The organism is Terasakiella sp. (assembly GCF_048267425.1).
Classification (GTDB): Bacteria; Pseudomonadota; Alphaproteobacteria; order Rhodospirillales; family Terasakiellaceae; genus Terasakiella.
In genome coordinates, this window is sequence record NZ_JBLWXN010000014.1 from 16,809 (window position 1) to 38,072 (window position 21,264).

Below are 21,264 nucleotides of genomic sequence, written 5' to 3' on the forward strand. Positions count from 1 at the left end.
GTCAACTTCCTGTTTGAAACGTTTGACGACCTCGTTTGAATCAAGGCCTAAATGTTCCGCATAGGCACGAACAAACCCGACAACATAGGTTTTGCCCGGCAATTCGTCGTAACGTCCCCCTTCGATCGCTTCCAGATAAATGTAGCGAATTCGCAAGACTTGGGAAATAACCTGCAGGTCCTGACCAGCACGTTCACGCGTCGTTTTCAGTAATTCACTGACGCCCGGCCCCGTAAATACCGGCTCCTGTTGTGCATCACGCCCTTTATTTCTCATCATGGCTCCTCAAGTCCCAGACCGATTGAAGCTTACACTATATGCGCTTTTTGTTAACAATCTGTATATGGATTACAACGCGATGTCACGGTCTTTCGCAAATTGACGCAGAACAGGCCGCAAACTGTGATGAGACGTACCGACTTGTTTGTGCAAAAAGTTTTCCAATTGCGATAAAGTCAGGGACCGGATCATCATTTTTACAGGCCCGACGGATGAGGCCGACATGGATAATTTACGAAATCCCAAACCAACCAGCACCATTGCATCCAACGGGCGCCCCCCCATTTCACCACACAAGCTTAACGTCACATCTGCCTTATTGCATTTATCGACAACCGTTTTCAACGCATTCAACATAGGCGGCGACAAGGTATCATAACGCCCTGAAATACGGGGGTTCCCACGATCAACCGCATAGAGGAACTGGAACAAATCGTTTGATCCAACAGACAAGAAATCAATTTTTTCAAGCAGGCTGTCCAACTGAAACATCAAAGAGGGCACTTCCAACATCACGCCAACATTTACACGTGAGGGCAAACGATGACCTTTGATACTTTCGCGTTCAATTTCCATATCCAGAAGACGGCGCGCTTGTACAAATTCGGCAACTTCTGCAACCATCGGGAACATCACGTTCAATTCCCGCCCGCCGCAAGCCCGGATCAAACCGCGCAATTGTTGACGCAACAAGTAAGGACGATCCAGCGTGACACGAATGGCCCGCCAGCCCATCGCCGGATTTTCTTCCCCATGATTATTCCAGTAGGGCAGCACCTTGTCTCCACCCGCATCCAACGTGCGAAAGACAACAGGCTTACCCCCTGCTTCGTCCATTATTTTTTGATACAATGAAACTTGTGCTTCTACACCGGGAATGTCGGACCGGGCCATGAACGGTATTTCAGTACGATAAAGCCCAACCCCGTCGGCCCCGACTTCTTTAAGATGTTCCAGATCAACCAGTAAGCCTGCATTCACGTTCAACGAAACAACCACACCGTCTTTGGTGACCGCGGGCTTATCACGTAAAGCCGCATAGACTTCGCGTTGGCGAATACGTGCCTTCACATTATTTTTAAAGGCAGATAAAACATCTTCACCCGGACGAATAAAAATCTGTCCATTATTGCCATCTACGACAATAGGGTCGCCCGCTTCGATGCGTGACAGAGCACTTTTAACTTGCCCGACGACCGGAATATCCAGCGCACGCGCAATAATCGCCACATGGGATGTCGCCGATCCTTCTTCCAAAACAAGGGCGCGCAGTCGGGTACGATCATAATCCAGTAATTCCGCCGGTCCCATGTTTTTGGCAACCAAAACCGCATGTTCAGGAATATCTTCGGGGGAAAGTTTTTCAACCCCGACCAGATGTTGCAACAAACGGTTGGCCAAATCCTGCAAATCATTGACGCGTTCGCGCAAATAAGGGTCTTGAACCTGTGCCATACGGGCTTCGGTATCATCGTGAACCTTTTGCACAGCGGCTTCGGCGGTCAGACCTGTTTTAATCGCCTCGCGAATACGACCCAGCCAGCCAGCATCTTCGGCAAACATACGATAGGTTTCAAGAATATCGCGATGTTCATCATCCAGACTTTCCGACGATTGCAACATATCATCCAATGCCCCGTGCATTTCGCTTAAGGCATTGCGCAAACGTTCCAGTTCCGTTTCCGGGTCTTCGGCAACAAAACGTGTGATGACCACGCGGGCTTCATGCAAAATTGCATCGCCCATCCCGATCCCGGCATTCAGGGCCGACCCTTCCAGACGCAACGGCAACATGGCGATACCGTCGGTGGGCAGGGTTTCTTCTTTTTTAATCAGTTCACCACTGCCGACCAGTTCGCCAATAATCATGGCAACAGTTTGCAGGGTTTCGACTTCTTCTTCGGTGTAATGACGTTGCGTCTTGTTCTGGATTACCAGAACCCCAAGGACGCGCCCCATGCGTAACAAGGGAACACCCATCATCGAATGATAATCTTCTTCCCCCGTTTCCGGGCGATAGACATATGATGGATGATCTTTGGCTTCTGACAGGTTCATCGGTCGGCCCGAGGCCGCGATTGCCCCGACAACCCCTTCACCAACCCGCAAACGGGTCAGGTGGACCGCATCCAGTTTCAACCCCTTGGTCGCGAACAGTTCCAAAACCTCGCCCGCGCGCATAATGTAGATGGAACAAACTTCCGCCACCATATCGGTCGCGACAATATTGGTCACCAATTGCAGGCGCGTTTCCGCCGTCGCATCTGCTGCCATAACGGAGCGCAGGCGCGACAAAATTCCTTTTGGGGCGAGTGCTGAACGACCGGGGATCATAACCTGATTGCGATTAGGTCGATTGACGTGTCTCTAGGACGGCACACGCCTGTTCGACCAATTCCTCCAAAATTTCCAAAATGGGTTGTTCTTTTTTCACCATGCCGACGGACTGTCCAGCCATAACCGAACCAAATTCCACATCACCATCAATGGCCGCACGTTTCAAGGCACCCGCCCAGAAATGTTCAATTTCCAACTGAGCCGCACCTTTTTCAAGCTCGCCATTATTGAATTTTTCAATAACGCGGCGCTGTGTCGCCATAAATTCCTCAGTCCCTTTATTGTTCAGGGCCCGCACGGGAATAACCGGGAAATTCGGATCAATTTGCAAGGTTGTCATCGCATCCTTGGCTCCGGCCCGAATAAATGCCTTTTTGAAATTCTCATGGGCAATACATTCATGGGCACAGACAAAACGCGTCCCCAACTGCACACCACTTGCCCCCATTTCCAGATAGGACAACATCGCTTCACCGCGACCAATGCCACCGGCAACAAAGATCGGCACGTCTTTTATCTGCGGCAAAATTTCCTGCGCCAGAACAGACGTCACAACCGGGCCGATATGCCCCCCGGCTTCCGCCCCTTCAATCACCAGCGCGTCTGCACCATTGCGGATCAATCGTTTTGCCAGAACAAGGGCGGGTGAAAAACAAATCACCTTTGCCCCAAAATCTTTTACCTGTTTGATAGATGCCCCACTGGGCAAACCGCCTGCCAGAACCACATGAGTGACCGCGTGTTCCTTACAGACGTCAATCAACTGGTCCAGTTGAGGGTGCATGGTAATGAGGTTCACACCAAACGGCTTGTCGGTCATTGCTTTGGTCGCTGCAATTTCAGCAGACAACAATTCCGGTCCCATAGAACCGCCCGCAATTACACCGAAGCCACCGGCATTGGACAAAGCTGACACCAGATTTCTTTCCGAAATCCAGGACATCGCCCCGCCCAGAACGGCAAATTCACAACCGAGGAAATCTTTCCCGCGTTGCCACAATTTATCCAGCTGTTGTCTGGCAGCTTCGCTCATTACCCTACCCCTTATTTTCGTTTTTATTCTTGATCAGCATCCAAGCCATATGCAGAGTGCAACGCACGGATGGCCAGTTCAAGATATTCTTCCGCAATCAAGACAGAAACCTTGATTTCAGATGTTGTGATCACCTGAATGTTGATCCCTTTTTCAGCCAACGCGCTGAACATTGTAGCCGCTACCCCGGCGTGGGTTCGCATACCGACCCCCACCACAGAGATTTTAACCACATCGCTGTCGGAGATCATACGCTCATAGGCAACATCGTCTTTGCGTTCTTCCAACAACTGGATGGCACGTTTCAGATCACCGCGCGGCACCGTAAAGGTCATATCGGTTTTCTGGCCATCTTCAGAAACGTTCTGAACGATCATATCAACGTTGATAGAGGTATCGGCCAGCGGACCGAAAATACCGGCAGAAACACCGGGGCGATCGGCAACACCGATCAAAGTGATTTTCGCTTCATCGCGTGAATAGGCGATGCCGCTTACAAGTTCTTGTTCCACGATTTCATCCTCCCCGCAAACCAAGGTTCCGGGCTTATCTTCAAAACTGCTTAACACTTGCAGGCGCACATCATGTTTCATCGCCATTTCCACAGAACGGGTCTGCAGAACCTTGGCGCCGAGTGAAGCCAGCTCAAGCATTTCTTCGTAGGTGATTTTGTCGAGTTTACGCGCTTTGGCAACGATGCGCGGATCCGTCGTATAGACACCATCCACATCTGTGTAGATATCGCAACGATCCGCTTTTGTCGCCGCTGCCAATGCAACGGCAGACGTATCAGAACCGCCGCGTCCCAATGTGGTCACACGGTTGTCACTGCCGACACCTTGGAAACCCGGCACAACGACAACTTCGCCGTTTTTCATTCGCGTGTCGATTTCCTCGGTACCGATTTCTTCGATACGTGCTTTTGCATGAACACTGTCAGTACGGATTGGAATTTGCCAGCCCTGCCAAGAGCGTGCAGCAACACCCATCGATTGAAGAACGATAGCCAGCAGACCCGAAGTAATCTGTTCGCCGCTGGACACAACCACATCGTATTCACGGGCATCGTACATGGGCGATGCATCTTCGCAATAACCGACAAGCTGGTTGGTGACACCGGACATGGCCGAAACAACGACGGCCACTTCGTTCCCTGCATCCACTTCGTTTTTCACGCGTTGGGCGACATTCCTGATCCGGTCGAGGTCGGCCACCGAAGTGCCGCCAAATTTCATTACGATCCGAGCCATTTGAAGAAATGTTCCTTAAGGCGAAAGTCAAAAAAGGATAAGTCAAATGCGACGCCTTAGCGTGCGCGCGCTATACATACTCTTAAACATGTTATTTTTGCAAGCCAAATACAGCGTAAAATGCAGCTCTTTAACATGGTTCCACCCCCTGAGTTTACACAAATCAGTTCATTTTTTCATTTAAGACTGGCAAAGCCAAACCTGCACGTATAAATAAACGGATAGAACAGGCGAAAAAGACTGGAGCAATCACATGGCCTCTACGACAGTCAACCCGGAAGAAGTGGCATGGTTCACCGCTATTGCGGACGAATGGTGGGACCCGAACGGAAAATTCCGCCCGTTGCATAAATTCAATCCAACACGCTTGACCTTTATTCGGGAACGCCTCTGTAATCATTTCGGACTGGATGCCAGTGCAGACCAGCCGCTTAAAGGATTGCGCATTCTCGATATCGGGTGTGGCGGTGGTCTAATCTCAGAACCGCTGTGCCGCATGGGGGCCGAAATGACCAGCATCGACGCCGGGGATAAGAACATTAAAACCGCAACCGTCCATGCAGAAGCCGGCGGACTAGATATCAATTATCGTTGCGTCTTCCCCGAAGACCTTGCCAAAGAAGGCCAGCAATTTGACGCCGTTATAAATATGGAAGTCATCGAGCACGTTGCCGATATTGATGCCTTTCTTGAGGCATCCTGCGCCCTTGTTAAACCGGGCGGCGCCATGATCGGAGCAACTCTAAACCGCACCATCAAATCTTTTGCTATGGCAAAAGTCGGGGCTGAATATATTTTGCAATGGTTGCCACGTGGCACACATGATTTCAACAAGTTCGTTAAACCCGGTGAATTTGCTGACGGCTTGCGCCAAAACGGGTTAAACGTCATTCAGATGAAAGGCATGACCTTCAACCCGTTACGTGACAGTTGGTCTCTCACCGACGATCTCAGTGTCAATTACTTGTTGTTTGCGACAAAACAAGCCACCTGAACGAGGGCAAACAAGAGACAGCGTCATCACCGACACGGGGTAATTATGCCAATCGGTGCGCCGCCTTTATCTTGCAACACCGCAATACGGCCAACCTCCGGGATATCAAACGGACCGAAATAAATCTCGCTTTTTTCGGACTTGGCAATTTTCAAACACGCGTCCACATTCGCCACCTGAATATAACCGAGCCAATGCGGCGGTATGTCCGATGTAAAACCTTTTTGCTCGTTCATTTCAAACATGCCGGCGACGACCTGCCCCCCCGTTTTACACAAAAAGTAAGGGGTATCTCCCTCTTCCATCGTCAGTGCCTCATATTGCCACCCCAAAAGTTTATGATAAAACGTTTTGGTTTCTTCAATATTTCTCACCCGTAATTCATTCCAATAAAACGAACCCAGTACATTGGCGTCCATCAATTTATCCTCATTATATAAAGGGGAAAGATTATTCTAAAGACTGGCCCGAAAAACCTGTACAAGCAAGAACAGTTCCTCAAAATAACCGAAGAACAATAGATATCACAATCAAGGATTAAATGATGGCAAATTTAACAAAACTCACAGGGCTAGAAGGGGAATGCGTCCTCGTTCGTCTGGATCAGATCGCCTGTGCCTATCCATCGAATCTTTATGGCGCTGGTGACGATAGCAATGAATTTGATGTTGAAACATTAGCCTGCACACGGCTTTCCATGATTTGTGGCGATGTCCTGCATGTGATCGAAAGCCCGGAAGAAATCCTCGCATTGGCACAAGCGCAATAATACCAAACTCATCTGCAAGACTTGCGCAAAACACCTATTGCATGCATCATAATGCAACCTCTCCCTTTTTAAGTGATGATTAGCATGCGTATGATATTTTTCACCGCCTTTCTTTCTTTTTTTATTCTCACTGCGACATGGGCGGCAAATCCGCTCCCTAAAATAAGTGAAAACCAAATCACCGTCTCCGGTGTATCGTCCGGTGCGTTTATGGCGCAACAACTTCATGTCGCCTATTCCGATATATTTTCGGGCATGGGATCTGTGGCTGGCGGACCGTTTTTTTGCGCGCAGAACATGCCGCCCAGTGACATCGCAACCATCAAACAGCAGTGCATGATGGGAATCGGCGCCGATCTCACGGCGACTACCTATATTGATAAAGCCGAAACCCTGTCCGCAAATGGTCAAATCGCCCCGGTTGCAAATTTAAAAGACGATAAGGTCTTTATCTTCAATTCCCAAAGCGATCAGGTGATCAACCCGCTTTTGGGCAATGCGTCACGCCTGTTCTATAATCATTTCATTGAAAACCAAGGGAGCAATATCAAAGCCTGGGCCTATATCCCGACTTACGGTCCCTTCTATCCGGTTGCCCACGGCATGCCCACCGCCAAAAGCATATTTGATAAATATGAAAACCTTGGCGATGCCGCCCTTCCCTGTGCCCCGTCCAATTCACAACAATATAGCTGGTTTCCCAATCAGTTTATGCGCGGAAATGATCCGTGGATGTATCATTGTAATTACGGGTTTGTCGCCGGATATGATCTTGGCAAAGATATCCTGTCCCATCTTTATGGCAGCATGAAGAGCCCGACGGATATCAAAGCAGAGAACCTCTATTCCTTTGCGCAAAAAACATATGTGGATGATCTCAACAGTGACGAGGCCTTAAACGATCACGGGATCGGCTCGACCGGGTATGCCTATATCCCGGATGCCTGTAAATCCGGGGAGACAGATTGTAAGCTTCATGTCGCCTTGCATGGGTGTCAGCAATTCCCCGAATGGACCTTCACCGGCAAAGTGGGGTCAGCTGTATCCGGTCAGACAATTACCTTTGGCGACCTCTTTTATAAAAACATTTATAATGGTTTGGCCGAAGCCAACAATATCGTCATGCTTTATCCACAAGCACACAACATCGGAACAAAGGAAGCTGACATCAACCCTTATGGCTGTTGGGCATTTTGGGCCTTGTTTGATGATGAAACCCAAACCTATTACACCCGAGAAGGCCGTGAAATGAAAATGATTGCCAATATGGTCAATGCATTAAAAAACGGCACTTTACCACTCTCACAATAAAGAAAAAGGGCGTTTACCGGGTCACCGGATACGCCCTTTTCTTTTTTCAATTAGACAAATCAAGCTTTTAAAGTTTCAGCCAGTCGTTTGTCGTGCGACAAAATGTGATTGACCCACCAGCTCCCCAGCAAACCTGTCAGGGCAACTTCACCAGACATTTCACCTGCTTTATAACGTGCATACATGTTTTCCACACGCAGACAGAAGGCCTCATGCGCCTGTTTATGTTCATCATAAAGGGGGTAAGAATGATCCTGCATCAATTTTTCTTCTGCGGCAAAATGGGTTCGGGTGTAATCCTGTAACTCATTAAACGCCTGATCGATATCTTCCCGTGTGGCATTGGTTTTCATAAACTTATAAAGACGGTTCACCATCCTTAACAGCTGTTGATGATCATTATCAATTTGCGTAATCCCAAAGGCGAGATCGTCGGTCCATTCCACCAAATTCTTGTCGTGGCTCTGTTTATCGAACTGAACTTTTTGCAAGAAATCGGTTACTTTCTCGCGCAATACTTCAGCCTGTGACGACAGGGCGCGCGACGCATCCCCGATATGATCAGATGCTTTTTCTGCCCGTTCTGCAGATTCAACCACATGCACAATTTCAGAAGAGACATTCTGCGTTCCCGTCGCGGCCTGTTCCACATTGCGGGCAATTTCGCTGGTGGCGGCACTTTGTTCTTCCACCGCTGCGGAAATAGAGGCCGAAATCTCGCTCACCTGACTGATAGAACGAGAGACACTGGCAATCGCCCCCACTGATAGAGAAGTAGAGGCCTGCACCTCAGCAATTTGTTTGGCAATTTCTTCCGTTGCTTTGGAGGTCTGGTTGGCCAGCGTTTTGACTTCCTGAGCCACAACCGCAAACCCTTTGCCAGCGTCACCAGCGCGCGCTGCTTCAATCGTCGCATTCAAGGCCAACATATTGGTCTGATCCGCAATATCGTTAATCAAACCGACAAATTCACCAATTTTGGCGACATTGTCTTCCAAGACACTAATTTTGTGTGACGTATCGGTGGCTTCTTGTACGGCCGTCAGGGCCGTATCGGATGCGGACGACACCTGGGTTGAAATTTCACCGATGGAGGCGGAAAGCTCTTCTGCCGCACTCGCCACCGTTTCCACATTTGTCGAGGCTTCTTCTGCCGATGCGGCCACGGCCGCTGACTGTCCTTTGGTATTGATCGAAATTTCATTCATTTCAGCAGAGGTTTCACGCATGGTGGTGTCCGCACTGGACAGGCCGTCCAGGACTGTAATCATCGTCAATTCAAAATCGTGAATGTATTCTTCCAACAATTTTTGGCGACGCAGTTTTTCTTCCTGCTCTGCTTGTTTTTCCTGATTGAGGCGTTCGGCTTCAATCATGCCGTTTTTGAAAACTTCGACAGAATGCGCCATTTCCCCAATTTCATCACCACGCTCACTTCCTTGAACCGCAATCGTCAAATTGCCTTGTGACAAATTGCTCATAACCGCGCTTAGGCTCAAAATTGGTTTCGTGATGCCTGCGACAATACGCAACACAATCACAAAGGTAATCACCAACAATAGAACGGTGAATACACTCGTCATATAAAAAGCGGTTTGCGCATCACTTCGAACGCGTTCCACCAATCCGACGAGGTCTTCGGCAACTTTATTTTCAACCGTTTTTAATAAGTTGATTTTTTTGGTAATCGTATCAAACCAATAAGGGCCTTCGATCCGTTGCGTTGTCCCCGTAACCGGACTTTCAATGGCAATCTTGCGCATGCGCTCAACTTCATCGACGTCCTTGCCTTTAACAGTATCGATCATAAATTGAATTTGCGCGTTACTTGCAAAGATTTTGAAACGGCTCAGGAAGGTTTCCTGCATGGCTATCAATTGTAAAAACTTGCGATAAATAGCAGGCTTGAACTCGCCGGCACTAAACCCACCAGAGCCCATCGCCCGTTCAATCCCGGCACGTTCTTTTGCCTGTAAAAAGGCCGTATAAGACGCAATTGCGCCTGTAACGGACGAATCATTGCTCAGCACCGCCATTTCTTCCACAATACTCAGGAGTTTTGCAATCGTCGGCGTGTAATACCCTGCCATTTGCGGCACGGAGAACTCCAATTTTGTGACTTTGTCCCGGCTCGCGCCCAATTGATCTAAGGCTTTCTGTGCAACATCAATTTTCGTTTTTAAAACTTCGCTGTAATCCTGAACTGGAAATTTCTTTAACGCCTGCTGGAGTTGACCAAAACGGATATCGCTTTCTTTGCGCTGATCGGTAAGCTTGGTTTGAAACTTCTGGCCCTTGCCCCCGATAAATCCCGCAGATGTACCACGTTCTTTCTGCAATTCATGGACCAAGGCACTGATCGTTGGAGCCAACTCAGCCAGCGTCGTCAGTTTTTCCATATCTGCAACAATCTGGCGTTTTTCGACAATGTTGCCGCCTGCAAAAAACAGCAACCCAATCACAGGAAGAACCAGCGCCAAAATGATTCTTGAACGAATTCTTATATTACTCAACACAGAGATACCCTCCTCCACCAGCCAGCAGATACATTATCTAGGGACTATATCACTTACTTCAATTATTATAATTAAAAAATATAATCAAATAATACATAATACTGCAAGAGAAACATTACTTACAGTTGTCCCTCATAATACAGTTTGAAAAATAATGTAAGACTAAATTCGCCTATTTTTTTTATGGAAGTCAGAGGGCCTTTTACTAAAATTTGCAGATTAATTTTAGTTTGCCTGTTTTTTATCCGATGACTTGGGCAAGGTCAGAACCTCAATTCCCTCATCACGTAATTCCTGCGTTTCTTCCGGGGATGCTTCGCCATAGATATTGCGTTCTTCGGCATCACCGTAATGGATAGCACGGGCTTCTTGTGCAAAATCTTCACCGACATAATCACATGTTTCTTCTACATGCTTTTGCAGCTTATTGACCACTTCCATAAAGGCATGCGCCGCATCTTGAGGGTCAGTCCCTTCCCGCATATCATCAGCAGCTTTTTCCGCCGCTTCAATCGCCAGTTCGCGCCCGGTTGAGGCAACACTCTCTTTATGCGACGCAATCGCCGGTGCCATCACCGCCTTGCGAATATTATCGTTGCTACAGAAAGGACACAGGACCTCACCGGCTTTGACCTGTTCATCATAAGCGGCACTATCGCGAAACCACGCTTCAAACTTATGGTCATATTCACAAAGGAGGTCGTAGCGAATCATATTCAAAAACCCGTGATATAAACAACAAGGCTGCGGTTTAGCCTGTTTTGAGGTCAGGAACAAGAAAAATACCGTCAAACGCTTTGATTTACGTGCGTTTCAGCTTATCTTTACCGAGAACATTCAGACTCAAAACCATTTTTAAACGGTCCGCATGAAGCCTTTTATCCTTTTTAGCGTTTTCGCCCTGCTTGCAGTGTCCACCTCCGGCTGCTCGGTCAATCCGGCAACCGGGAAAAGCAGTTTTACCGGCCTGATGTCGGAACAACAGGAACTCAATGTTGGAAAACAAGAGCATCCGAAAATTCTCAGACAATTCGGTGGCGCTTACGACCACGCGGCTATTACACGCTACGTAAACGATTTGGGCCAACGTCTCGCAAAAGAATCTGAATTGCCGAACCTGAAATGGACATTTACGGTTCTTGATGATCCCATTATCAATGCTTTTGCCTTACCCGGCGGCTTTATCTACATCAGTCGCGGCCTCATCGCATTGGCAGAAAACGAGGCAGAGCTCGCCGCCGTCCTTGGCCATGAAATCGGTCATGTGACCGCCCGTCACACCGCCCAACGATACAGTAAATCGGTTCTAACCGGTGTCGGCGCGACTATTTTGGGGGCTGTTATCGGTGGTCCTGCGGGGGATATCGCCAACTTTGCCGGTCAAGCCTATCTCGCAAGTTATTCCCGCGACCATGAAATGGAAGCTGACATGCTCGGCATTCGTTACATGACCAAACTGGGGTATGATCCCAAAGCCTCCGCCAGCTTCTTTAAAAAGCTTGCCCAACATACCGAGCTTGAAGCCCGCATGAAAGGTGAACAGGGACAGCAATCACATTATTCCATTTTTGCCTCCCACCCTGACACACGTAAACGGATCGCCGCATCCTCCAAAATTGCGCAATCTTACCCACCGGAGCTGGACTTCCTAAACCAAAAAACCTATCTCGCCTTGATCAATGGTATTGCTTATGGTGAGAGTATTAAACAAGGCCTGATTGATGGTCAGACCTTTGTTCATCCCGATTTACGCATCCGATTTAGTGTTCCCGATGAATTTCAGTTGGTCAACAAACCAGACATGGTTGTCGCCACAGATAAAAATGGAAATGCCATTGTCTTTACAATGGGTAAAAAAGGGTATGGCCGCCTTACAGCTCACAAATATCTGACAGAGATCTGGGCCAATAAATATAATTTACGCGAACTACAAACCCTAGACATTAATGGACTGGACGGGGCCACCGGGTTGGTGCGCATCAAAAATTCCAAAGGGGTGCGGGACCTGCGTTATCTGGCGATTGTTGATGGCAATGAGATTTTCCAATTCCAGTTCCTCACTCTGCCCAATATGACAGAAGCGCTGGCCCTGCCATTTCGCAAAGTAACCTACAGCTTTGAACGTCTGTCTCAACGTGAAGCCAACGCGATTACGGGGTACCATATCACCCTTTATCGTGCTGGTAAGAAAGACAGTATCGCCTCGTTAGCGCAACAAATGAAAGTCGAAAAGTTCAAAGAAGACTGGCTCAAAGTCCTGAACAAGGAGACCTTAAGTGACGGCTTACAAGCCGGGGAAACCTTAAAACTAATCACAAAATAAAAAAGGCAGGGGCTAAAACACCCCCTGCCCTCAGTTTATAGACAAAGCCCCTAAACTGTCATCCCCGACCCTGATCGGGGATCCATATTTATCGCATGAGCAATCTTTAACTTATTGATTTCAAATGGATCCCGCATCAAGTGCGGGACGATTTTTGTTTCGCTAGTTATCCAAAACACTTTGTCAACAGCCTGAAGGGAGGGGTATAAAACGCCCCTCCCTTTGGCAGAATACGGGTAAACTTTAAGCCGCCAATGCTTCTGAAATTTTCTGTGTTGCGCCCGCAATGGCCTGCGCCGCAGCTTCTTCGCCCATCGCAATTCCATTGGCTTGGATCAAGGTCACATTCTGAACACCGATAAAACCAAGAACTGTTTGCAGATAAGGCAGGACAAAGTCCATATGCGGGTATCCGTTTTCGGAATAATCCCCACCACGTGCGGCAATCACATAAACCGGTTTATCTTCGACCAAACCGACCGGCCCGTTCTCGGTATATTTGAACGTTTCACCTGCGCGCGCAATATGATCGATATAGGCTTTCAGGGTTGAAGGGATACCGAAATTATGCATCGGTGCACCGATCACCACACTGTCTGCATTTTTAAATTCAGCAATCAGTTGTTCAGATCGTTTGGCATGCGCAACCTGTTCTTCTGTACGATCTTCAGCTGGTGTGAAAAAAGCGCCCAGAATTTCACCATCCAGATGGGGCAAGTTCAACGCGGACACGTCACGTTCGATAACTTCAGCACCATCATGGGTCGATTGATACTGTTCAACAAACGCTGCCGCCAATTGACGTGTTACAGATTTATCGCCCATCGGGCTGGAATGGATCACAAGCAATTTAGACATTTTTAAACCTCATAGGAATGAAACTTCGATTGCCAAGAGGATGCCTTGTTTCTTTAAAATCGATAATATGGGGATTTAGAAAATGATTGTTTCCAAATTTTATTCAGTGTTGCACCATCGTTTCCAGTAAGCGACGCGCATAATTTATTTCCCGCCAAACATCACGCGGGATAGTATCCGCCTTAAAGGGCGTCAGTTCGATTGCGTCCAGTTCAAAGTTTTCTTTCGCCACTGCAATTGTATCGGCCAACGCGATACCCATCAATTTGTTAACCTGTCCAGGCCTAATCATTCCATCCTGTGGCTTTAAAGCCAGAACGCCGCCGGTTAAGTGCGTCTTGTACTTCTTCACATAAAGATGCAGCGCATCAATATAACGATAGGTTTCCTGATAAACATGTGCGGGAATAATCACGTCATCGTCAGCCAGTGTCCGACGGCGAATATCGGAGCAAACATCCAAACGACATAACTTTTCCGCAAGACCGGCAACTGCGTACGCCCGGCGAAAAACATGACCGGGCTGAACGGTCGGCGCCCCCATTTTTAATAAAAACAGATCCATACGTTCCAATGCATAGAACACATCCAAGGGTTCACGTTCCCCATGTTCTTTATAATATTGATTTTCAGGGATCTTAAAATATTCAAGCAGTCGTTCAATCCGTTGATGCATGACTTCCAATAAATCTGCAACATCCTTTGGTGTATAAGGTCGTGCCAGAATTCGGTGGATCGGCGGTACTTTGACGCCATTTGCCCGCACAATCGCCGCTAATTTCAATTCAACATCCAATGCCAGTTGATAGACATGACGCGGTTGAATCGCGTTATCCATAAGTTCGGACGTGACTTGAATGGCGAAATCACTCCGCATATTATGGCGGAGCAACGTCACTAGACCTTCGTTTAAGTGCTGGACTTTGGAATAAACATCTTTGGGCTGGACTTCCTCAGCTTGACACGTCCCTATCCACAAGACGGTCAATGCCAAAATAATGCCAACAGTGCCGCCCAGCGTTTTCATATTCTTGCCACATAATCCCTTTTTCCCCTGTTAATTCTTACTACAAGAACCACCACCAAGCACACAAAATTTTGCACAATGAGGATGATTAAGGGCCACAGGGCCACCCGATGTTGATAAATGCGTTCCCATTTCAAATTTAGGGTCATAGGGTAAGAGCGTACACGGCACGACTTTCGCAACGCTGTCCCCTTTGCGTCGGATGACCATGCGTGACGTTGCACACATCATTGCATCGGGACGAACCCCCAAAATGTCCCAACACGCTACCGTAATTTCCGGCACATCCGCTTCGATGTCCATTTCGGGGAACAAAACCAAGGCCGAAGGGTCCGTTGCATTAAGCGAAATATTATATTGCGCAAACATGTGGCCATACCCGACCCGCGCGACGTCTTCGCCTTCCTGCCATAATGTGCGCCCGGCAACCGCCAATTTAAATTCATTTTGGGATAACCAGCATAAGCCCTCAATCATCATATCCCAACTCTGGGCGCCGCGCAGTTTCTCGTGATCTTTTGCGCGGTAATGATCGACCGAAACACGTATCCCTAATTTGCATCCATATTTTTTCTTCAACCCCAACAGTGCTTCTTTGTGATGATGTAACGGCTTCATTGCATTGCTCAGAACCAAGACATCAAACCCTTGATCTAAACAGAGGGTCAGAATCTCGATAATCTGTGGGTTCATAAACGGCTCACCGCCGGTAAAGCCGATTTCCTGAACCGTCATACTCTGTGTGACAATCTCATCAAGGAATGTTCGTACATCATCCGTTGTGATATAGGCTAACCGATCATTTGTCGGACTGGAGTCCATGTAACAGCCCTGACAGGACAAATTGCACAAGCTGCCCGTATTAAACCACAAGGTTTCCAGCTGTTTTAAAGCGACATGCGCGCGGGTTTCCCCTTTTGCCGTTATCTCGGGGTGTTCAAATTTTGTATAGGGTAACGGGCTATCCACGGGGCGTTCCTTTTTAAACTATCTGTCTAAAAACTACCCTGATCAAGAGTTCGGACCAATTCAAAAAAACGTGAACACCCCCAAAAAAGCACTACATGGAATAATCGCCAACAATCAGAACAATAATCACGACGACCAGAAGAACAATTTGCGTGTAATAAAGAAAAGTCAAAAACCCGCGCGCACGTTTTTCAACACACATTTTATATTTGGGGTAGGCAACCCAGCGTGAGATAAAAGATCGTTTATCCGTCTTATCTGTTGGAAATTCTGAGAAAAACAATTTAGCAATCACAGCAATCAGGAGCAATCCTGCAAGTAGAACCGTCACAATATAGGCCTGAAGAATCATAGGATGCATCACTTTTTATCTGTTTCATTTGGACGTGATCCTAAGAAGGTCCTCCCCCCTTCACCTTGACGCTGGATAATTCTCTCATAATAAAAACATCATGGTTCATATCTTTCGAAAGAATGCAGGTTACCCATTTAGCTAAACAAGCATTTATTTTTCATAAGACATCAAATTTCTATTGAAACCGACAGCCCCCTCCATTAAAACCTTTTTGGTCAAGCGGGCGTAGTTCAATGGTAGAACGACAGCTTCCCAAGCTGTACACGAGGGTTCGATTCCCTTCGCCCGCTCCAAATCTTCTCGATTAATTTGAATTATATTCACCCGGCTTCCAGAGAGTTGAGCGGTTGATTTACGTCTGCACACCCTATATACAGTGTTTTTCTGGGGGATGCTGGGGCCATCATCATGTTTAGTGAATTTAAAAAGAAATATATCAAGAACACATATCTATATGATTTATATCGTAGCTTTAGATATGGCACCTATCATAAGGCCTATTCATTCTGGGCAGAAGATTTCTGGGTAGATAAGGCCACCGCCAATATTGATAACGGCACCTATGTCGATGTCGGATGTAATCATCCGGTTTTAGGGTCCATTACCTACCGCTTATTCCAGCGTAACTGGTCCGGTATAAATATCGATTTTGACCAAAAAAATATCGACCTTTGCAAAAAATATCGTCCCCGTGACAAATCCTTCTGCTGCCCCATCTCTGACAATGAAGCAGATGTAGACTGCTACAGTTTTGATGCTGGCAATGTCCTCAACACACTGGACAAAGATGCGGCGGATGAGTGGGCGGAAAAAATGGGCAAGCCCTATAATGTCCGCACCATGAAAACCCGGACGCTAAACGGCATTTTAAAAGAAGCAGGAATTCAATCCATTGATTTCTTGAACATTGATGTCGAAGGGTTTGAAGATCAAGTCTTTAAAGGCTTTGATCTTTCTAAATACGCGCCCAAACTGATCGCCTGTGAAATCCACATCATTGATTTGCGGGAAATGGACCAATCATGGTCTTATAATCATCTGATTGAAAATGGTTATACCCTGATTTCAAAGATCGGGCCGACCTGTATGTTCAAACGCAATGACTGTGACGATATTTTTTACTGATCTGCACACATTCTTTCTTGATCAACAAAAAATTGCATTAAGAACAGACCGCAGGCAACAAAGTATGAGACCTGCCACCACATGCTCCAATAAGAAAAGTTAAAAAGGCCGGTCCCCCAGTAAACTGCATTTACGGCAATAAAACCCAACATGGCAAAGGATGAGGTTGTTAAATAAACGCGCAAAGATTTAATAAAAATCCAACAGACCATCATCACAAACGGGATCGCCCCGATAACTCCACCATCCAAGATAATTTCTACGATCCAGTTATGAGGGTGACTGGGTAAAGCCTGTACATCGGGAAAAGATTCCAAGGGTGTATTGCGCTGTGCCATATAATCCAGCAAAGACATTTCTGCCATTGGATGATAGTTCGATGCATTCAGTCCAAAACCGACCCAAGGGCTATGTTGGACAAGATCAAAGGAAAACATCCAAATCAATTGCCGGTGCAGATCCACCAACCAGACCGGAACAGGTGTCAGCGCGCTATTGACACGACTGCTCATCAACATTTGATCCGGCAACCAAATAAGCGCAGCAGCAATCCCGCCAGCGACAATAAATCCAACCCATATCAAATGTCGAAAACGATTTTGCCGATCCGCGAATAAGATCAGCACCCCACTGAGCGCAACCAGTAAAAGTCCCAATAAACTGACTTTAGAAGACATCAACATAATATGGGTGACGCATAAGCCGATATTGGCAATACCCAGTATTTTCCAGATATAGCTATGTCGGGTCGCAACGATGTATAGGCACGCCGGAATTGTTAGAACAAAGCCATTGACCAAGGCCTTGGGCAATCCCTTGGACAGAAACAGCGCCGCAAGCATCACAATAAAGATCGATGTTACGAGACTGTAAAGCGCAATTTGCAAGCGGTGTCGTAAACAAAACAGGATATAGAAGATCAACCCCGCCACAACAAATGTGCGCGCCCATGCCTCAGCCGACAAACCGATCCGCAGGGAAAAAGGGATATTCACCGCCAAGGCCAGAGCAACAATACCGATCCCACCCATCAACCTTTTGTCCAGATAAGGACGCAGCGCGTGAACAACTTCACGATGGTTGACACTGATGAGCGTTAGGATCAAAGCAAGCCCCAGAAAAATACCGATCAGCGCACGCCCCATATAGAGCGAAGCAATCGATGCACCTAATAAAAGGGCAGCGGCATTCAATCGCATCTCTTTGGAAAATAGGGCAGTCATTCTTACGGCCTGTGTTGGTGAAACGTCTCAACTTAGTAAGTTGTCCACTGTCCGTGATCAAGAAAAAAAAGAAGCGGCTAAAGAAAGACCCTAGCCGCTTTTGCAAGTTTGACAGTGGTTGATAGAGAGGTTAATGGCTTGTCCCGGCAGAATAGGAAATCTTGTTCCAGACGTTATATTTGCCCACCGGTTTTTTCATCGGGATGCGTTTGACTTCTTCAAATGTTTCAGCGTCATACACAACAAGTGCGCCGTCCATATCCCAAACTGAGACCAGTGCATATTTGCCATCACGGGTGAATTCCACATGGGCATTGGTTTTACCCGGCTGCGGGTTGATGGTTTTCACAATTTCCAGTGTGCGCTTATCAATGATATGCAAAAGATCACGATCTTTACCAAAGAAGACATCGGTCCAGGCATAAGGGGTGTTTTCATGGGATCGCATGAAAAAGCCCGGCCCCTTGGTCTTGATCGTTTTAATCGTGTCCCAGCTTTCCATGTCGATGACACTGATCTTGCCTTCTTTCAGGTGCGGGGTGGCCATGACGGGTGTCCCCTTGTAATTCCATGTAATGCCAGACCCCAAATGCGGCATTCCTGCCAAATCAAGGTTTGCGATTTTTTTCCCGGCATCCAGATTGTAGGCAACGCCATGCACCCCGTCACGAGACGCCCCAAAAACATTGATGTAATCCTGATCAAAGAAGAAATCGTCGAGATAATCATCCAGCTCAATCCGTTTATAGCTGAGTGTCCCGGTCTGCGTGACTTCGACGTCTTTTTCCTTACCGCGATAATCATGGACAAAGGTACCATATTTCGGGTCTGCGTCCGGGTCGTAAGTGATTTCCCAAACTTCTTTCATATCTTTAAGGGCAGCAATAAAGCTTTGACGGGGCGGCGCATTATAAACCGCACTCACACGCGATGAGTTCCCATTACCGTCCGAAACATCAATATATTTAACGGGTTCAAGGGTCTCTGCTTCTAAAACCACCAGAGAATGCGGCAAGTAGTTCCCGGCAATGACCCATTTCCCATCACTGGACACTGCAATATTGCGCATATTCACCGCAACACGGATTTCTGCCACCAATTGCAGGGTATAAAGATCATATTTGGATACCCAGCCATCGCGTGATCCCAGATAGACGAAACGTCCATCCGGTGAGTATTTCGCCCCGCCATGCAGAGCGAAACGTGATTTAAACCGCCAAAGCGGTTCAAACTTGTCGCCATCCAGAATGGTCACACTATGATCACCTGTTTCCACCACCGTAAACAGGTTTAAGGGATCGGCATCAAACACAGGCTTGCCCGGAAGTCGCGACGGGATGACATGGACTTCGCGGGTTTCTTTCATCTGGTCGATATCCCACGTCGGCAATTTGCCCAACGGGGTATAGATAAAATCAACCAAAGCCTTGATCTCTGCTTCGTTTAACTGTTCCTCAAACGCGGGCATCTGTGTGGCGGCACGACCATTTTTAATGACACTGACTGCGCTTTTCTTACGCAGGCGTTTCAGGTTTTCCGGTAACAAAGCCGGACCAATAGCCCCAAAACGGTTCAATCCGTGGCAGCTTGCACAATGTTCTTTAAAGACCTCTTCCACATTAACGTCACTGGCGTTTGCGTTAAACGACAGACTGGCCGCCAAAATGGCTGTTGCCCCAAGGAATTTTTTCATCATTTTTTCTTAACCCTTATTCTGCTGCCGCATCTTTGCTGTTCGGCAAGCCGATTTCGTCATCACTCAAATAACAGCCCGGATCTTCGGTCCAGTAATCATTGGTTACACGGTGTGCACGACAACGTGTATTGCCGTTACACACATCAAGATAAGCACATTCTGCGCACCGCCCCTTAACCGGGCGCGGGCGCTGTTTCAGGCCGGCCATTAACGGATCACTTGTGTCGTGCCAGATCTCACCAAAAGCGCGTTCTTTCACATTGCCAAGTTTATGATGCCACCACATCGTATCAGGATGGACATTACCTAGATTGTCGATATTGGCAACGTTCTGACCCGAGGCGTTTCCGCCCCACTGGATCAATTTTTTATGAAAATGTTCGGCCTTATCCGGGAAATTTTTGCGCACCCAATGCAGCATATACACCCCGTCGGCATCGTTATTGCCGGTTGTCACTTCCAGCTCGCGACCTTCTTGCAGATTTTGCCAGCACAGATCAAACAACAGATCCATTGCCCAGCGGGTATGTTGGAAATAGGCATCATCGCCCTTATTCTTATTTCCGCGCCCAGCATAATTCAAATGCGACAGATAGAACTTGTTCACATCTTCTTGTTTCAACAAATCTAGGATTTTGGGAAATTCTTCCACATTGTCTTCGGTCAGGGTGAAACGCAAACCGATTTTAAGATTACGTTCGCGACAGAGGCGAATGCCTTTCAGTGCCTCCTCATAGGCGCCCTCTTTCACACGAAAAGCATCGTTTACCGCCCCGATCCCATCAATACTGACACCGACATAATCATAATTGATGCGCGCAATATCATCAATATTGTCTTCAGTGATCAACGTCCCGTTACTGGAAAGGGCCGTATAAAAACCCATCTCTTTAGAGCGTTGGGAAATTTCAAAGATATCCGGGCGCATCAAGGGTTCGCCACCCGACAGGATCAAAACCGGGACACGAGCCGCTTTCAAATCGACCATTGTATCGAAAACTTCCTGTGTACTGAGTTCACCGCGAAACGGTTTATCAACAGACCCAGCGTAACAATGTTTGCAGCCCAGATTGCACTGGCGCACCAGATTCCAAATGACAACCGGTCCCGGTGGATCGCGATGTTCGCGCGCCTCGCTCGGGCTGACCAATTCCTTCATCATGGCGGAAATTCGAAACATGTTTCTGGTCCTTTTCTTT

General features: G+C 47.5%; 18 protein-coding genes, 1 tRNA gene and 1 pseudogene. 6 read left to right on the plus strand and 14 right to left on the minus strand.

Annotated elements, in window-relative coordinates; all coding sequences use genetic code 11:
• Nucleotides 1-39: 39 nt before the first annotated feature.
• From ACN0VA_RS16340 to ACN0VA_RS16355, 4 genes and pseudogenes are all read right to left on the minus strand, one after another.
• A pseudogene (locus tag ACN0VA_RS16340) lies at nucleotides 40-279 on the minus strand (helix-turn-helix domain-containing protein); the annotation flags it as partial.
• A gap of 69 nt (nucleotides 280-348) precedes the next feature.
• Nucleotides 349-2,613: a phosphoenolpyruvate--protein phosphotransferase gene (gene ptsP, locus ACN0VA_RS16345; RefSeq protein ID WP_417822193.1), complete on the minus strand. Its 2,265-nt coding sequence runs from the start codon at nucleotides 2,611-2,613 to the stop codon at nucleotides 349-351.
• Between the two features lie 13 nt (nucleotides 2,614-2,626).
• Nucleotides 2,627-3,649: an NAD(P)H-dependent flavin oxidoreductase gene (locus ACN0VA_RS16350; protein ID WP_417822194.1), complete on the minus strand. Its 1,023-nt coding sequence runs from the start codon at nucleotides 3,647-3,649 to the stop codon at nucleotides 2,627-2,629.
• Nucleotides 3,650-3,672: 23 nt separating this feature from the next.
• Nucleotides 3,673-4,899, minus strand: a complete 1,227-nt coding sequence (locus ACN0VA_RS16355) for an aspartate kinase (protein ID WP_417822195.1) — start codon at nucleotides 4,897-4,899, stop codon at nucleotides 3,673-3,675.
• 253 nt (nucleotides 4,900-5,152) lie between these two features.
• Here ACN0VA_RS16355 and ubiG point away from each other — a divergent pair, with 253 nt between their 5' ends.
• Nucleotides 5,153-5,893, plus strand: coding sequence for a bifunctional 2-polyprenyl-6-hydroxyphenol methylase/3-demethylubiquinol 3-O-methyltransferase UbiG (ubiG, locus tag ACN0VA_RS16360; protein ID WP_417822196.1), 741 nt, complete (start codon nucleotides 5,153-5,155; stop codon nucleotides 5,891-5,893).
• A gap of 26 nt (nucleotides 5,894-5,919) precedes the next feature.
• Here the strand turns inward: ubiG and ACN0VA_RS16365 are convergent, their stop codons facing one another.
• A complete protein-coding gene (locus ACN0VA_RS16365; RefSeq protein ID WP_417822197.1) occupies nucleotides 5,920-6,312 on the minus strand; it encodes a VOC family protein in 393 nt (130 codons plus the stop codon).
• Between the two features lie 125 nt (nucleotides 6,313-6,437).
• Here ACN0VA_RS16365 and ACN0VA_RS16370 point away from each other — a divergent pair, with 125 nt between their 5' ends.
• Entirely contained in the window at nucleotides 6,438-6,662 is a 225-nt protein-coding gene (locus ACN0VA_RS16370) for a hypothetical protein (RefSeq protein WP_417822198.1), read from the plus strand.
• Nucleotides 6,663-6,746: 84 nt separating this feature from the next.
• A complete protein-coding gene (locus tag ACN0VA_RS16375) occupies nucleotides 6,747-7,973 on the plus strand; it encodes a hypothetical protein (RefSeq protein ID WP_417822199.1) in 1,227 nt (408 codons plus the stop codon).
• Between the two features lie 59 nt (nucleotides 7,974-8,032).
• Here ACN0VA_RS16375 and ACN0VA_RS16380 read toward each other — a convergent pair whose 3' ends face one another.
• Together ACN0VA_RS16380 and ACN0VA_RS16385 are read right to left on the minus strand one after the other, a co-directional pair.
• A complete protein-coding gene (locus ACN0VA_RS16380) occupies nucleotides 8,033-10,453 on the minus strand; it encodes a bacteriohemerythrin (protein ID WP_417822200.1) in 2,421 nt (806 codons plus the stop codon).
• Nucleotides 10,454-10,714: 261 nt separating this feature from the next.
• On the minus strand, nucleotides 10,715-11,203 hold the full coding sequence (locus ACN0VA_RS16385) for a DUF1178 family protein (protein ID WP_417822201.1): 489 nt from the start codon (nucleotides 11,201-11,203) through the stop codon (nucleotides 10,715-10,717).
• 154 nt (nucleotides 11,204-11,357) lie between these two features.
• Here ACN0VA_RS16385 and ACN0VA_RS16390 point away from each other — a divergent pair, with 154 nt between their 5' ends.
• Nucleotides 11,358-12,812 (plus strand): M48 family metalloprotease, encoded by a 1,455-nt coding sequence (locus ACN0VA_RS16390; protein WP_417822202.1) that lies wholly within the window; start codon nucleotides 11,358-11,360, stop codon nucleotides 12,810-12,812.
• 243 nt (nucleotides 12,813-13,055) lie between these two features.
• Here the strand turns inward: ACN0VA_RS16390 and ACN0VA_RS16395 are convergent, their stop codons facing one another.
• The 4 genes from ACN0VA_RS16395 to ACN0VA_RS16410 form a co-directional block, all read right to left on the minus strand.
• Entirely contained in the window at nucleotides 13,056-13,670 is a 615-nt protein-coding gene (locus tag ACN0VA_RS16395) for an FMN-dependent NADH-azoreductase (RefSeq protein WP_417822203.1), read from the minus strand.
• Between the two features lie 103 nt (nucleotides 13,671-13,773).
• Nucleotides 13,774-14,697: a hypothetical protein gene (locus ACN0VA_RS16400; RefSeq protein ID WP_417822204.1), complete on the minus strand. Its 924-nt coding sequence runs from the start codon at nucleotides 14,695-14,697 to the stop codon at nucleotides 13,774-13,776.
• A gap of 30 nt (nucleotides 14,698-14,727) precedes the next feature.
• Entirely contained in the window at nucleotides 14,728-15,666 is a 939-nt protein-coding gene (locus tag ACN0VA_RS16405; RefSeq protein WP_417822205.1) for a radical SAM protein, read from the minus strand.
• Between the two features lie 91 nt (nucleotides 15,667-15,757).
• Nucleotides 15,758-16,027 (minus strand): hypothetical protein, encoded by a 270-nt coding sequence (locus tag ACN0VA_RS16410; RefSeq protein WP_417822206.1) that lies wholly within the window; start codon nucleotides 16,025-16,027, stop codon nucleotides 15,758-15,760.
• A 213-nt stretch (nucleotides 16,028-16,240) separates the two neighbouring features.
• On the opposite strand from ACN0VA_RS16410, the gene ACN0VA_RS16415 reads away from it, so the two are divergent.
• Both ACN0VA_RS16415 and ACN0VA_RS16420 read left to right on the plus strand, forming a co-directional pair.
• Nucleotides 16,241-16,314: transfer RNA gene (locus tag ACN0VA_RS16415), tRNA-Gly, on the plus strand.
• Nucleotides 16,315-16,429: 115 nt separating this feature from the next.
• Nucleotides 16,430-17,146, plus strand: a complete 717-nt coding sequence (locus ACN0VA_RS16420; protein ID WP_417822207.1) for an FkbM family methyltransferase — start codon at nucleotides 16,430-16,432, stop codon at nucleotides 17,144-17,146.
• Here ACN0VA_RS16420 and ACN0VA_RS16425 read toward each other — a convergent pair.
• From ACN0VA_RS16425 to nirJ, 3 genes are all read right to left on the minus strand, one after another.
• Nucleotides 17,140-18,369 carry an O-antigen ligase family protein gene (locus ACN0VA_RS16425; RefSeq protein WP_417822208.1) on the minus strand — a complete coding sequence of 410 codons (1,230 nt, stop codon included), beginning with the start codon at nucleotides 18,367-18,369 and terminating at the stop codon, nucleotides 17,140-17,142. The two genes, ACN0VA_RS16420 and ACN0VA_RS16425, sit on opposite strands and share 7 nt — an antisense overlap.
• 130 nt (nucleotides 18,370-18,499) lie before the next feature.
• Nucleotides 18,500-20,065 (minus strand): cytochrome D1 domain-containing protein, encoded by a 1,566-nt coding sequence (locus tag ACN0VA_RS16430; protein ID WP_417822209.1) that lies wholly within the window; start codon nucleotides 20,063-20,065, stop codon nucleotides 18,500-18,502.
• 13 nt (nucleotides 20,066-20,078) lie between these two features.
• Entirely contained in the window at nucleotides 20,079-21,245 is a 1,167-nt protein-coding gene (nirJ, locus tag ACN0VA_RS16435; protein ID WP_417822210.1) for a heme d1 biosynthesis radical SAM protein NirJ, read from the minus strand.
• Nucleotides 21,246-21,264 lie beyond the last annotated feature (19 nt).

Coding starts and splice junctions, on each gene's coding strand:
- ACN0VA_RS16400 (WP_417822204.1), bottom strand. CDS start 14,697: ATGAAAACGCTGGGCGGCACTGTTGGCATTATTTTGGCATTGACCGTC.
- ACN0VA_RS16395 (WP_417822203.1), bottom strand. CDS start 13,670: ATGTCTAAATTGCTTGTGATCCATTCCAGCCCGATGGGCGATAAATCT.
- ACN0VA_RS16425 (WP_417822208.1), bottom strand. CDS start 18,369: ATGACTGCCCTATTTTCCAAAGAGATGCGATTGAATGCCGCTGCCCTT.
- ACN0VA_RS16390 (WP_417822202.1), top strand. CDS start 11,358: ATGAAGCCTTTTATCCTTTTTAGCGTTTTCGCCCTGCTTGCAGTGTCC.
- nirJ (WP_417822210.1), bottom strand. CDS start 21,245: ATGTTTCGAATTTCCGCCATGATGAAGGAATTGGTCAGCCCGAGCGAG.
- ACN0VA_RS16365 (WP_417822197.1), bottom strand. CDS start 6,312: ATGGACGCCAATGTACTGGGTTCGTTTTATTGGAATGAATTACGGGTG.
- ACN0VA_RS16420 (WP_417822207.1), top strand. CDS start 16,430: ATGTTTAGTGAATTTAAAAAGAAATATATCAAGAACACATATCTATAT.
- ptsP (WP_417822193.1), bottom strand. CDS start 2,613: ATGATCCCCGGTCGTTCAGCACTCGCCCCAAAAGGAATTTTGTCGCGC.
- ACN0VA_RS16370 (WP_417822198.1), top strand. CDS start 6,438: ATGGCAAATTTAACAAAACTCACAGGGCTAGAAGGGGAATGCGTCCTC.
- ACN0VA_RS16375 (WP_417822199.1), top strand. CDS start 6,747: ATGCGTATGATATTTTTCACCGCCTTTCTTTCTTTTTTTATTCTCACT.
- ubiG (WP_417822196.1), top strand. CDS start 5,153: ATGGCCTCTACGACAGTCAACCCGGAAGAAGTGGCATGGTTCACCGCT.
- ACN0VA_RS16410 (WP_417822206.1), bottom strand. CDS start 16,027: ATGCATCCTATGATTCTTCAGGCCTATATTGTGACGGTTCTACTTGCA.
- ACN0VA_RS16355 (WP_417822195.1), bottom strand. CDS start 4,899: ATGGCTCGGATCGTAATGAAATTTGGCGGCACTTCGGTGGCCGACCTC.
- ACN0VA_RS16350 (WP_417822194.1), bottom strand. CDS start 3,649: ATGAGCGAAGCTGCCAGACAACAGCTGGATAAATTGTGGCAACGCGGG.
- ACN0VA_RS16430 (WP_417822209.1), bottom strand. CDS start 20,065: ATGATGAAAAAATTCCTTGGGGCAACAGCCATTTTGGCGGCCAGTCTG.
- ACN0VA_RS16385 (WP_417822201.1), bottom strand. CDS start 11,203: ATGATTCGCTACGACCTCCTTTGTGAATATGACCATAAGTTTGAAGCG.